11 protein-coding genes are annotated in these 13,113 nt (G+C 65.9%); 10 read left to right on the top strand and 1 reads right to left on the bottom strand.

Translation table 11 applies throughout. The features are described 5' to 3' along the window. Positions 1 to 57 precede the first annotated feature (57 nt). From M6E97_RS11810 to M6E97_RS11800, 3 genes are read left to right on the top strand one after another with little or no spacing between them, the layout of a single operon-like run. A complete protein-coding gene (locus tag M6E97_RS11810; RefSeq protein ID WP_003132056.1) occupies positions 58 to 678 on the top strand; it encodes a paraquat-inducible protein A in 621 nt (206 codons plus the stop codon). Then, positions 671 to 2,974 carry a PqiB family protein gene (locus M6E97_RS11805; RefSeq protein WP_023086271.1) on the top strand — a complete coding sequence of 768 codons (2,304 nt, stop codon included), beginning with the start codon at positions 671 to 673 and terminating at the stop codon, positions 2,972 to 2,974. The genes M6E97_RS11810 and M6E97_RS11805 overlap by 8 nt, the downstream gene beginning before the upstream one ends. Positions 2,975 to 3,032: 58 nt before the next feature. After that, positions 3,033 to 3,536 carry a hypothetical protein gene (locus tag M6E97_RS11800; protein WP_003089145.1) on the top strand — a complete coding sequence of 168 codons (504 nt, stop codon included), beginning with the start codon at positions 3,033 to 3,035 and terminating at the stop codon, positions 3,534 to 3,536. A 65-nt stretch (positions 3,537 to 3,601) separates the two neighbouring features. On the opposite strand, the gene M6E97_RS11795 is transcribed toward M6E97_RS11800, so the two are convergent. Further along, positions 3,602 to 5,554, bottom strand: coding sequence for a sigma-54-dependent Fis family transcriptional regulator (locus M6E97_RS11795; RefSeq protein ID WP_003144202.1), 1,953 nt, complete (start codon positions 5,552 to 5,554; stop codon positions 3,602 to 3,604). A 238-nt stretch (positions 5,555 to 5,792) separates the two neighbouring features. Here M6E97_RS11795 and M6E97_RS11790 point away from each other — a divergent pair, with 238 nt between their 5' ends. The 7 genes from M6E97_RS11790 to M6E97_RS11760 all read left to right on the top strand — a co-directional run bounded on the left by M6E97_RS11790 (position 5,793) and on the right by M6E97_RS11760 (position 12,917). Further along, complete coding sequence (locus M6E97_RS11790) at positions 5,793 to 6,806, top strand: phosphotransferase family protein (RefSeq protein ID WP_033938853.1); 1,014 nt, start codon at positions 5,793 to 5,795, stop codon at positions 6,804 to 6,806. Next, positions 6,803 to 7,159 (top strand): DUF6285 domain-containing protein, encoded by a 357-nt coding sequence (locus tag M6E97_RS11785; protein WP_003089151.1) that lies wholly within the window; start codon positions 6,803 to 6,805, stop codon positions 7,157 to 7,159. The genes M6E97_RS11790 and M6E97_RS11785 overlap by 4 nt, the downstream gene beginning before the upstream one ends. A 50-nt stretch (positions 7,160 to 7,209) precedes the next feature. Further along, complete coding sequence (locus M6E97_RS11780) at positions 7,210 to 8,382, top strand: acyl-CoA dehydrogenase family protein (RefSeq protein WP_033938851.1); 1,173 nt, start codon at positions 7,210 to 7,212, stop codon at positions 8,380 to 8,382. After that, the gene (locus M6E97_RS11775; protein ID WP_033938848.1) at positions 8,382 to 9,149 is read left to right on the top strand and encodes an SDR family NAD(P)-dependent oxidoreductase; all 768 of its coding nucleotides are present in this window, start codon (positions 8,382 to 8,384) and stop codon (positions 9,147 to 9,149) included. The genes M6E97_RS11780 and M6E97_RS11775 overlap by 1 nt, the downstream gene beginning before the upstream one ends. Positions 9,150 to 9,235: 86 nt before the next feature. Then, positions 9,236 to 10,882 carry an acyl-CoA synthetase gene (locus M6E97_RS11770; RefSeq protein WP_371245891.1) on the top strand — a complete coding sequence of 549 codons (1,647 nt, stop codon included), beginning with the start codon at positions 9,236 to 9,238 and terminating at the stop codon, positions 10,880 to 10,882. Between the two features lie 56 nt (positions 10,883 to 10,938). After that, complete coding sequence (locus tag M6E97_RS11765) at positions 10,939 to 11,262, top strand: DUF485 domain-containing protein (RefSeq protein WP_015502944.1); 324 nt, start codon at positions 10,939 to 10,941, stop codon at positions 11,260 to 11,262. Beyond that, a complete protein-coding gene (locus M6E97_RS11760) occupies positions 11,259 to 12,917 on the top strand; it encodes a cation acetate symporter (protein ID WP_033938847.1) in 1,659 nt (552 codons plus the stop codon). Before M6E97_RS11765 ends, M6E97_RS11760 begins: the two co-directional genes overlap by 4 nt. Positions 12,918 to 13,113: the final 196 nt, after the last annotated feature.

Raw genomic sequence — 13,113 nt, 5'->3', positions numbered from 1 at the left:
GCCGTGCTGGACGACGACAAACCATCACCGTCCCGGCAGAGATCCTGGAGAACGATAATGCGTGCGATCGATGCCGGCATTCTGGTCTGCGGCGAGTGCCACCAGTTGAATCGCGCCGACGGGAACGAGCATCCGCGTTGCAGTCGCTGCGGCGCGAAGCTGCATCCTCGGCGGCCGAGCAGCATCGCCCGTACCTGGGCGTTGCTGATCTCGGCGATGATTCTCTACGTTCCCGCCAACCTGTTGCCGATCATGACCGTCAACATGCTCGGCAAGGGCTCCCCGGCGACCATCATGGGCGGGGTCGTGACCCTGATCCAGGCCGACATGCTTCCCATCGCCCTGGTGGTGTTCGTCGCCAGTATCGTCGTCCCCACCTTCAAGCTGGTCGGCATCGCCCTGCTGCTCTATTCGGTGCAGCGGCACCAGCCGATGTCGGCCCGCCAGCGAATCATGATGTACCGCTTCATCGAATGGGTCGGGCGCTGGTCGATGCTCGATATCTTCGTCATCGCCATCCTCGTGGCGCTGGTCAATTTCGGCAACCTGGCGAGCATCGAGGCCAATCTCGGCGCCGCCGCCTTCGCCAGCGTGGTGGTGCTCACCATGCTCGCCGCCGTGACGTTCGACCCCCGGCTTATCTGGGACAACACCAATCTGGACGACGAGAATGAGTGATTTGCCAAGCCCGAAGAAACACAAGACCTCGAACTGGTCGGCGATCTGGGTGCTGCCGCTGGTGGCCCTGGCTATCGGGGCCTGGCTGGGCTGGCGCGCCTACGACCAGGCAGGGGTGCTGATCCAGGTGCGCTTCGAGAGCAGCGATGGCATCCAGGCGAAGAAGACCGAGGTGCTGTACAAGGGCATCGCGGTCGGCAAGGTCGTCGCGCTGGATGTCAGCGAAGATATCAAGGGCGTGGTGGCCACCATCGAAATGGACAAGGAGGCGCGCCAGTACCTGAGCAAGGGTACCCGCTTCTGGCTGGTCAAGCCGCGGGTTTCCCTGGCTGGCGTCACCGGCCTGGAAACCCTGGTCTCTGGAGTCTACATCGCGGTCGATCCGGTGAAGGGCGAGAAGGAAGAACGCAACTTCACCGCGCTGAAGCAGCCGCCCCCCCTTTCCGACAGGCTGCCCGGCCTGCACCTGACCCTCAAGGCCGATCGCCTGGGCTCCCTGGAGCAGGGCAGCCCGGTGTTCTACCGGCAGATCCAGGTCGGCCAGGTGAAGAGCTTCCAGCTGGGCGATGACCAGAGGACCATCGAGATCAAGGTGCACATCGAGCCGGCCTACGCCGACCTGGTGCGCAAGCACACGCGATTCTGGAACGCCAGCGGCATCTCCATTTCCGGTGGCCTGTCCGGCTTCAAGGTGCGTAGCGAATCGTTGCTGACCCTGGCGGCCGGCGGCATCGCTTTCGCTACTTCCGATAGTCGAGGCGACAGCCCGCCGACCGATCCGAGCAAGCCGTTCCGCCTGTACGACGACTACGACGCGGCCCAGGCCGGTCTGCGCGTGAAGCTGAAGATGAACGACGTCAGTGGTATCGATCCGGGCCGCACCCCGGTGATGTTCAACGGCGTGCAGGTCGGCCTGGTCAAGTCGATCGACATGGACAAGGACTACAGCAGTGCCACTGCCGACCTGGCGATGGATCCGCGGGTCGAGGACATGCTGCTGGAAGGCACCGAGTTCTGGACCGTCAAGCCAAGCATCTCCCTGGCCGGCATCACCGGCCTCGAGGCCCTGGTGAAAGGTAACTATATCGACGTGCGCTTCGCCAAGAGCGGCGCGCCGAGTCGCGAGTTCACCATCCGCCCGAAAGCGCCGCCGCTGAACACCGACGCGCCCGGCCTGCACCTGGTGCTGACCAGCGACAAGCTCGGCTCGATCGATATCGGCGCGCCGATCCTCTACCGCCAGGTCCGCGTCGGCAGCGTGCAGAGCTACCAGCTGTCGCGCGACCGCCAGCGAGTGGTGGTGGGTGTACACATCGAGCCGGAGTACGCGCACCTGGTGAATACCTCGACGCGCTTCTGGAACTCCAGCGGGATCACCCTGACCGGCAACCTCAGCGGCGTGCAGGTGAAGAGCGAGTCGCTACAGACCCTGATCACCGGCGGGATTTCCTTCGACACCCTCGATCCGAAGGCGCCGACCGTGACCAAGGTGCGTCGCTTCACCCTCTTCGACAGCGAGGAGGCGGCGATGGCCCGTGGCGTGGAAATCCAGCTGAGCATCGACAATGCCGACGGCCTGCGCGAAGGCACGCCGATCCGCTTCAAGGGCCTGGACATCGGCAAGATCGAAAGCGTCGAGCTGAACCCGGACCTCTCCGGGGTACTGATGAAGGCCCGCCTGACTTCCGCCGGCGAGCGCGTCGCCCGCAGCGGAACCCGCTTCTGGGTGGTGCGTCCGGCGCTCGGCCTGCTGCGTACCGAGAACCTCGGAACCCTGGTCAGCGGCCCTTACATCGAGGCGCTGCCGTCGAGCACGCCGGGCGAGCGCCAGGCACGCTTCCAGACTCTCGCCGAAGCGCCCAACCTGCTGGGTCGGGAAAACGGCCTGCGGCTGACCCTCAGTGCGCCGCGCAAGGGCTCGATCAAGCCGGGCAACCTGGTGACCTACCGGCAGATCCCGGTGGGCAAGGTCGTCGACCTGGCCTTGGGCGAACAGGCCGACCGGGTGCTGATCAGCATCCTCATCGAACCGCGCTACGTACCGCTGGTGCGTACCGGCAGCCGTTTCTGGAATGCCAGCGGCTTCGGCGTCGACGCCAGCCTGTTCAAGGGCCTGTCGCTACGCACCGAGTCGATGGAGGCGCTGATGGAGGGCGGCATTGCCTTCGCCACCCCGAACAATGCGCAGATGGGCGAGCCCGCCAAGCCGGGGCAGACCTTCGCCCTGTTCGATTCGGCCAATGACGAATGGCTGGAGTGGGCGCCCAGGATCGCCCTGAGGAGCGGGGCCCGTTGATGTCGCATCGCACCGCGGCAACATGAATCCATTCGATCAACCCAGAAGGAGAACGCCGATGTCCAGGCGCTTGCTTTTCGTGGCCACCCTGGTCGCGACCCTTTCCCTTGCCGCTCATGCCGACGAACCCCTGCCATCGGTCGAGCAGGTGATGAACGAGCACAAGGAAAAGATCAGGAACCAGCTGGAAACCATCAACTACAAGCGCAAACGGATGGTCGAGGCAAACATGGCGCTGGACGGTACCGAAGCCGAGACGTTCTGGCCGATCTATTCACGCTACCGAGGCGAGACGGACAGCCTGCACAAGGAGACATTCCAGCTCCTGCTCGAATATGCCCGCGCCTATGGTTCCGGCAGCATTACCGACGCGGAAGCTTCGAGGATGGTCGACCTCTATCGGGGATTGCAGGAGAAACAGCTGGCCGTGCTGCACCGGTACGTGCAGGAAGTGGCCGAGAAGATGTCACCTCGGCGGGCCATGCGCTTCCTGCAGATCGAAGCGCAACTGGACGCGCTGGAGGCGTTGCAGATCGGCAAGCAGGTTCCGCTGATCAATTGAGTTTCACGGCACCGGCCGCGTCCATGCCTGGGCGAGTTCCGCATCGCCCAGGCGCATCGTTTTGCTCAGCGTGCCGAACGAAGCCGCCGCCACAGCGTGGTCCGGCTGATCCCGAGCCGACGCGCAGCCTCGTCAAGGCTGCCCTGGCAGCTGTCCAGCGTCTCCTGTATGTAGCGCAACTGCGCGGTTTTGCCGATGGCGTGCAAATCCTTTGTGCGCGATGGCTCTTTCCGGGACCTGGGCTGAGGCTGGCCTTCGAATAGCTCGGGCAGCACGCGAGCCAGGTAATGCTCATCCACGCCGTGCTCATGGAAGATTTCGCTGGCGGAGAGCATCGCCCGTTCGATGACATTCTCCAGTTCCCTGACGTTTCCGGGCCAGGAATGGCGGACGAGGTAGGGTAGCAGGAGCGTCGTTATGCCTGCGGCACCCGGTGGCTGGCCCTGGACCAGCAGGCGCTGGCTGATTCCCTGGCAAATCAGAGGGATGTCCTCGGGCCGCTCGCGCAGGGGGGTGGTCTGCAAGCGCAGGATATTCAGCCGGTAATACAGGTCGGTGCGAAACTCGCGATCCTTCATGGCGGCCCCCAGGTCCTTGTGGGTGGCGGCGACGATGCGCACGTCGATGGAGATCGGCTCGGTGCCGCCCAGGCGCAAGACCTCTCGCTCCTGCAATACACGAAGGAGGCGAGTCTGCAGCGACACAGGCATGTCGCCGATCTCGTCGAGGAACAGCGTGCCACGGTGCGCCGCCTCGAACAGGCCGGGCTTGCCGCCTTTGCGCGAACCGCTGAAGGCGCCTTCCTCGTAGCCGAACAGTTCGCTTTCCAGTAGCGACTCGGGAAACGCCGCGCAGTTGATGGCGACGAAAGGCCCGTGCCGGCGAGGGCTCTCGTTATGGATCCCTTGGGCGAGCAGTTCCTTGCCGGTGCCGCTTTCGCCAGTGATCAGGATGGTCGAATGGCTGGCGGCAAAGCGCTTGGCCAGTTGCAACATCTCACGGTTGGCCTTGCTCGCGCCGTTGAGTTGTTCGAGCCGGTAACGCGCGGTGAAGGCACCTGGACGGCGAGTGGAGCGGATGCGTTGATCCGCGCGCTGCACGGCGGTGATGTCCTGGCAGGTGAGCACCAGGCCGGTACGCTCGCCATTCTCCAGGATCGGCAGGAGATTGCTGACCACGGCGTGCGAGCCCAGCCGGATCACCCGGTTTTCCTCGCCACCGCCATCCTCTAGCGCCTGTTGCAGGTCAAGCTCCGGGCATAGCTGCTGTAACGGTCGACCCAGAGCCGAGCTGACCGGCAACTCCAGCAACTGGGCAAGGGCAGGGTTGAGCGATTGCACCACACCCTGGTTGTCGACCGCTGCCACACCGCTTGGAATGTGTTGCAGCACCGCGTCCAGATGCCGCCGCTTGGCGATCTCCAGGCGCTGGCTGTCGAGGACTCCCATGGCTTCCTCGAGCGCCTTGCGCGCAGTGTCTTCGCTCAGCGACAGCACGCCGTGCAGGCCTGCCTGTTCCGCCAGCTCCACCACCGTCGACGAGCCGATGATGCTGCGGCAACCCAGCCGGGCTACCTCCAGGACAGCCTGGCGAGCCTCTTCCAGGGTGGTGTAGGCAACCTGGTGAACCTGCACCGTGAACAGCGTTCGCATGGCTTGCAGGTCCCGGTCGATGCGGTTGTAGCTGAGCAGGGCGACATGGGAGGAGTGTTCGCGGGCTTGCTCCAGCGCACGCAACAGGTCTCCGCCGCCAACGCGCATCGTCAGAACCGGACGTGCCAGGTGTCTACGCAGGTAGGCGGCAGTGGCGCCAGCGCAGACGAACACGTCGGCCTTGCCGCGCTGTTCGAGATCGCGGGCGGTTTGCAGGGCTTCGGATACCGAGGTGTCGAGCACCTCGATATGGACGTCCGGGTAGCCCGCCGCCAGGCCGGCCACCAGGCTGGCGAGGCGACTGCGCTGCCGAGGTCGTTGAAGGTGACTGACCAGCACGACGACCTGGGAAAGGGGAGGACGCATGTCGAAACCTGTTCAGGATTGAATTGTTTCGATACTGAATCAGTTCGTTGCAAAAGTGAAACCCGGATTGCTTCGTCGAGCGCCATGGAAAAGCCTGGCGCCAGAGAGCGCGCGGGTTACAGGCATATCCCGAAAATTGGCCCAGGCGTTGCTAAAGCTGTCTGACAACATGACTACAGGCAGGCCCTACAACCCCATGAGCACTCCTCCTACGACCGTACGGGACGGCGAGACATTCGTGGCCCCGGACGACCAGCCACTGGTCGAGTTCATCCGCGAGCACGCCGCAGCGAAGCGGGTGGTCATCCAGGCACGCCAGCGCCTGAGCGGCGGCGCCATCCAGGAAAACTGGCTGCTGGACCTGCTGATCGAAGGCGGCCCCTGGGCTGGCGCCCGGCGTTGGGTGCTGCGCAGCGATGCGCTTTCCGCGCTACCCGCCAGCCTTGACCGCGAACAGGAGTTCGCGGTGCTGCAAGTGGTTCATCAGGCCGGAGTGAAAGTACCGCGCCCGCTGTGGCTGTGCCGCGATATGCGCGTGCATGGGCGGGTGTTCTTCCTGATGGAGTACGTGCCGGGTGTCGCCGCCGGTCGCTTGCTCAGCGCCGGCGCCGGCACCCAGGGCCGGGCGCAGCTGGCGGCGCAGCTTGGCGCCAACCTGGCGCGCCTGCATCAGGTTCGCCCGCCGTGCGCCGCGCTGGATTTCCTGCCGATGCCAACCCGCTCACCGGCCTTGGCGATCATCGACGCCTATCGCCGCTACCTCGACACCCTCGCCGATGCCTACCCGGTGCTGGAGTGGGGCCTGCGCTGGTGCGAGCTGCACGCACCGCACAACGGCACCCTGTGTCTGTTGCACCGTGACTACCGCACCGGCAACTACCTGGCCAGCGAACAGGGACTCGAAGCCGTACTCGACTGGGAGTTCACCGGCTGGGGCGACCCTTGCGAGGACCTAGGCTGGTTCACCGCCCGCTGCTGGCGCTTCACCCGCCCAGACCTCGAGGCCGGCGGTATCGGCCAACTGGAGGACTTCCTGGGGGGCTACCACGAGGTGTCTCCGCTGCGTATCGAGCGCAGCCAACTGCACTACTGGCAGGTCATGGCCACCCTGCGCTGGGCGGTGATCGCCCTGCAGCAAGGCCAGCGCCACCTGTCCGGCGAAGAGCCGTCCATTGAGCTGGCACTGACCGCACGACTGCTGCCGGAGCTTGAGCTCGACATCCTGCACATGACCGGAGCCGAAGCGCCATGACCCAGCCCGATGCCCATGAACTGCTCGACATCGCTCGCTCGACGCTTCTGGAGCAACTGCTGCCAGCGCTGCCCGGCGAGCTGCGTTACCCGGCCCTGATGATCGCCAATGCCATGGCCATCGCAGCCCGCGAAAGCCGCCTGGGGGCTCTGGCCGAGGACCAGGAGCGGACACGTCTGGCCGCCTTGGTCGACGAGGCGCCCGCAGCCTTGCCCGACCTGCGCCGCCAACTGGCACGGGCCATTCGCCTGGGCAGCCATGACGCCCCGCAAAACCATAGAACCCTGGTCGAGACATTGCGCCAGGTCACCCTCGCCCGATTGGCCATCAGCAATCCCAAGGCCTTGCCCTGAACGGCGTCAGCCATCTCATTCCCGACAGACAAGCACCCAGAAGGACAACCATGAACTTCACCCTCCCGGACGAACTGCTCGCCTTGCAGGCCAAGACCCGAGACTTCATCGCCGAACAGGTCATCCCGCTCGAGAACGACCCCCGCCAGGACAGCCACGGCCCCAGCGACGCCCTGCGCCAGGACCTGGTGGCCCGCGCCCGCGCGGCCGGCTTGCTGACGCCCCACGCCAGCCGCGAAATGGGTGGCCTGGCGCTGAGCCACGTGGCCAAGGCGATCGTCTTCGAAGAGGCCGGCTACTCGCCGCTGGGCCCGGTGGCGCTGAACATCCATGCCCCGGACGAAGGCAACATCCACCTGATGGACGTGGTCGCCACCGAGGCGCAGAAAGACCGCTGGTTGCGCCCGCTGGTCCAGGGCCATGCCCGTTCCTGCTTCGCCATGACCGAGCCTGCGCCAGGCTCAGGCTCGGACCCCTCGATGCTGCGCACCACCGCCATCCGCGATGGCGACGACTACCTGATCAATGGCCGCAAGTGGCTGATCACCGGCGCAGAAGGCGCCGACTTCGGCATCGTCATGGCGCGCATGGAGGATGGTACAGCGACCATGTTCCTGACCGACATGAAACGCGACGGCATCACCCATGAGCGCCAGTTGGACTCGCTGGACAGCTGCTTCACCGGTGGCCACGGGCAGCTGCGTTTCGACAACCTGCGTATTCCGGCGAGCGATGTGCTCGGCGAGATCGGCAAGGGCTTCCGCTATGCCCAGGTGCGCCTCGCGCCCGCGCGCTTGACCCACTGCATGCGCTGGCTCGGCGCCGCGCGCCGTGCCCACGACATCGCCTGCGACTATGCGCGCACCCGCGACGCCTTCGGCAAGCCGCTGGGCGAGCACCAGGGTGTGGGCTTCATGCTGGCCGACAACATGATGGACCTGCACGTGGTGCGCCTGGCGGTGTGGCACTGCGCCTGGGTGCTCGACCAGGGCCGGCGCGCCAACGTCGATTCGAGCATGGCCAAGGTGATCAGCGCCGAAGCGCTGTGGCGGGTGGTCGACCGTTGCGTCCAGGTACTGGGCGGGCGCGGGGTGACCGGAGACACCGTGGTGGAGCGGATCTTCCGCGACATTCGCCCGTTCCGCATCTATGACGGCCCGAGCGAGGTGCACCGCATGAGCCTGGCGAAGAAGCTGCTCGACCAGCGCCTGGAGGCCCACTGATGCAACCGAACCTTGCCCGACTGTTCGCCCTCAACGGGCGCCGCGCCCTGGTGACCGGAGCCTCCAGCGGCCTTGGCCGCCACTTCGCCATGACCCTGGCCGCCGCAGGCGCCGAGGTGGTGGTGACCGCCAGGCGCCAGGCGCCGCTGCAGGCGCTGGTGGAGGCCATCGAGGTGGCGGGAGGGCGGGCGCAGGCCTTTGCCCTCGATGTGACCTGCCGTGAGGATATCTGCCGGGTGCTCGATGCCGCCGGCCCGCTGGATGTGCTGGTCAACAATGCGGGGGTGAGCGACAGCCAGCCCTTGCTGGCCTGCGACGATCAAAGCTGGGACCGCGTGCTCGACACCAACCTCAAGGGCGCCTGGGCGGTGGCCCAGGAAAGTGCCCGGCGCATGGTCGCGGCGGGGAAGGGCGGCAGCCTGATCAATGTCACTTCGATCCTCGCCAGCCGTGTGGCCGGTGCCGTCGGCCCTTACCTGGCGGCCAAGGCCGGCCTGGCCCACCTGACCCGCGCCATGGCGCTGGAGTTGGCGCGCCATGGCATCCGGGTGAATGCCCTGGCGCCCGGCTACGTGATGACCGACCTGAACGAGGCCTTCCTGGCCAGCGAGGCCGGCGACAAGTTGCGCTCGCGTATCCCCAGCCGCCGCTTCAGCGTGCCGGCGGACCTGGACGGCGCCTTGCTGCTGCTCGCCAGCGATGCCGGGCGGGCCATGAGCGGCGCCGAGATCGTGGTCGATGGCGGCCACCTGTGCAGCAGCCTGTAACGCGCCCTGGCGCAATAACAACAAGAACAGGAGGTATGTATGTGCGTGCAAGACCGGAGCAATGTGTCGATGAGGTGGCTGCCATGATGGTTCCTACCCTCGAGCACGAGCTTGCTCCCAACGAAGCCAACCATGTCCCGCTGTCGCCGCTGTCGTTCCTCAAGCGTGCCGCGCAGGTGTACCCGCAGCGCGATGCGGTGGTCTATGGCGCAAGGCGCTACAGCTACCGCCAGTTGCACGAGCGCAGTTGCGCCCTCGCCAGTGCCCTGGAGCGGGTCGGCGTACAAGCGGGCGAGCGGGTGGCGATACTGGCGCCGAATATCCCGGAAATGCTCGAGGCCCACTATGGCGTACCCGGTGCCGGGGCGGTGCTGGTATGCATCAACATCCGCCTGGAGGCACGCAGCATCGCCTTCATCCTGCGCCACTGCGCGGCCAGGGTGCTGATCTGCGACCGTGAGTTCGGTGCCGTGGCCCAGCAGGCGCTGGCCATGCTCGATGCGCCGCCCTTGCTGGTGGGCATCGACGATGATCAGGCCGAGCGCGCCGACCTCGCCCACGACCTGGACTATGAGGCGTTTCTGGCCCAGGGCGACCCCGGGCGGCCGCTGAGTGCGCCGCAGAACGAATGGCAGTCGATCGCCATCAACTACACCTCCGGCACCACGGGGGATCCCAAGGGCGTGGTCCTGCATCACCGCGGCGCCTACCTCAACGCCTGCGCCGGCGCGCTGATCTTCCAGTTGGGGCCGCGCAGCGTCTACCTGTGGACCTTGCCGATGTTCCACTGCAACGGCTGGAGCCATACCTGGGCGGTGACGTTGTCCGGTGGCACCCATGTGTGCCTGCGCAAGGTCCAGCCTGATGCGATCAACGCTGCGATTGCCGAGCATGCCGTGACCCACCTGAGCGCCGCGCCGGTGGTGATGTCGATGCTGATCCATGCCGAGCATGCCAGCGTCCCTGCCGTGCCGGTATCGGTGATCACCGGCGGCGCCGCGCCGCCCAGCGCGGTCATCGCCGCCATGGAAGCACGCGGCTTCAGCATCACCCACGCCTACGGCATGACCGAAAGCTACGGCCCCAGCACCCTGTGCCTGTGGCAGCCGGGGGTCGACGAATTGCCGCTGGAGGCCCGGGCCCAGTTCATGAGCCGCCAGGGCGTCGCCCACCCGATGCTCGAGGAGGCCACAGTGCTGGATACCGACACCGGCCGTCCGGTCCCGGCCGACGGCCGCACCCTTGGCGAACTGGTAGTGCGGGGCAACACCGTGATGAAAGGCTACCTGCACAACCCCGAGGCCACCCGCGCCGCGTTGGCCGACGGCTGGCTGCACACCGGCGACCTGGCCGTGCTGCACCCGGACGGCTACGTGGAAATCAAGGACCGGGCCAAGGACATCATCATTTCCGGCGGCGAGAACATCAGCTCGCTGGAGATCGAGGAAGTGCTCTACCAGCACCCCGAGGTGGTCGAGGCCGCGGTGGTGGCGCGCCCGGATTCGCGCTGGGGCGAGACACCCCACGCGTTCGTCGCCTTGCGGGCGGATGCCTTACCCAGAACCACGGGTGACGATCTGGTCCGCTGGTGCCGCGAGCGCCTGGCGCACTTCAAGGCGCCGCGGCATGTGACGCTTACCGAACTGCCCAAGACCGCCACCGGCAAGATCCAGAAGTTCGTCCTGCGCGAGTGGGCCCGGCAGGAGGAGGAGGCCGGCGACGCCGGCCGCTGATGGCGCTGCCGCACCCGCACATTCCATAACAATAACTAGGTTGCCCGAGGTGTCCCATGTCCAGCCTGCTATACGCGCGTATCCGCGCCAGTGCCCGGTTCCAGCAACTGGTGGCGCGCCGAAACCGTTTCACCCTGAGCCTGCTCCTGCTGATCCTGGCCACGTTCCACGGCTACATCGCGCTGGTATCGTTCTGCCCCGAGCTGATTGCCAGGCGTCTGGCGCAGGGCTCGAACATGACCTTCGGGGTCGCGGCCGGCGTGTTCCTGTTCGTGTTCTTCTGTGCCTTGTCGGCGCTCTATGTGTACCGCGCCAACGGCGAATTCGATCGCCTGACCCAGGCTCTGGTCGCTGGGCTGGAAGAGGAGCGGGGCGCATGAAGAAGCTCCTTCCCCTGGCGTTGTCGCTGCACTCCGGCCTGCTGTTGGCCTCGCCCGCGTTGGACGCTGGCCAGCGCCAGCCGCTCAACCTGCATGCCATCGGCATGTTCATGGTGTTCGTGCTGTTCACCCTGTGCATCACCTGGTGGGCGGCGCGACGGACCCATTCGACGGCGGATTTCTATAGCGCCGGTGGCGGTATCCGGGGCTGGCAGAACGGCCTGGCGCTGGCCGGCGACTACATGTCCGCCTCCACGCTGCTGGGAATCACCGCGCTCATCTACAGCTCCGGGATGGATGGCTACATCTATCTCATCGCCTTCTTCGCGGGCTGGCCGGTACTGCTGCTATTGATGACCGAGCGGCTGCGCAACCTGGGCCGCTTCACCTTCGCCGACATCACCTCGTACCGTCTCGACCAGGGCAAGGTGCGCACCATGGCCGCCATCGGCTCGCTGACCGTGGTGTGTTTCTACCTGGTGGCGCAGATGGTCGGGGCCGGGCAGTTGATCAGGCTGCTGTTCGGCCTGGACTACCAGATCGCCCTGGTGATCGTCGGTGCGCTGATGATGCTGTATGTGACCTTCGGCGGTATGGTGGCAACCACCTGGGTGCAGATCGTCAAGGCATTCCTGCTGCTGGTCGGCGGCTCGCTGGTGCTGTTCCTGGCGATGCGCGAATTCGACTTCAGCTATGACAGGCTGGTCAGCCAGGCGATGGATAGCCATGCCCTGGGCGAACGCCTGCTGGCCCCTGGTGGCTTGCTGGCCGACCCGTTGACCGCGCTATCGCTGAGCCTGGGGCTGGTGTTCGGCACCGCCGGGCTGCCGCACATCCTGATGCGTTTCTTCACCGTCGGCGATGCCCGGGAGGCGCGCAAGTCGGTGCTCTACGCCACCGGGTTCATCGGCTACTTCTTCAATGTCATTTTCCTGCTGGGCCTGGCGTCGATCGTGATCGTCAGCCAGCAGCCCCGGTTCTTCGAGGGCGGGGAAGCGGGAGGCAAGCTGCTGGGCGGGGGCAACATGGTGGTCATGCACCTGGCCCAGGCAGTGGGAGGTAACCTGCTGCTGGGCTTCCTCTCCGCCGTGACCTTCGCCACCATCCTGGCCGTGGTGTCAGGCCTGGCCCTGGCCGGGGCGTCCGCCATCGCCCATGACCTGTATGCGCGGGTGATCATGAAGGGCGCGGCCAGCGAGGCGCAGGAGCTGCGGGTAACCAAGCTGGCAACCCTGGGCCTTGGCTTGGTGGCGATAGCCCTGGGCATCGTGTTCGAGAACATCAACGTGGCCTTCATGGTCGCCCTGGCCTTTGGCATCGCCGCTTCGGCCAACTTCCCGGTGCTGTTCCTGTCGATGTTCTGGTCGGGGCTGACCACCCGTGGCGCGTTGGCCGGTGGCTACGTCGGGTTGTTCAGCGCCATGGGCTTCGTGGTTTTCTCCAGGCTGGTGTGGGTGGATGTGTTGCACTTCGCCGAGCCGCTGTTCCCCTATACCCAGCCTGCGCTGTTCTCCATGCCGTTGGCGTTCCTGGTGGCGTATGGCGTTTCCCGCCTGGACCGGACCACGCGGGCCATGGCGGAAAGGGAAGCCTTCGCCGACCAGTACGTACGAGGCCAGACCGGCCTTGGCGCCAGCGGAGCCATAGACCACTGAGGCGCACACGGTCGCTGTCGAACGGGTGGCAGCGACCGCATGGCAGGCTTTGAGGCTGTCTGTCGCCCGAGGCCTGGCTAGTGCCCCCGGAAGATGTCTCCGATACCGACGGTGGGGTAGTGCTCCATGCGCTGAGCCGTCCCGCGGTTGACGACGGAAGGCTTCGAAAACAGTGCACTCAGGAAGATGACCAGTA

Origin of the sequence: Pseudomonas sp. B111 (genome assembly GCF_026428275.1) — a bacterium.
In the GTDB taxonomy this organism is placed as follows: Bacteria; Pseudomonadota; Gammaproteobacteria; order Pseudomonadales; family Pseudomonadaceae; genus Pseudomonas; species Pseudomonas aeruginosa.
This window is presented reverse-complemented; position numbering and strand designations above follow the sequence as displayed.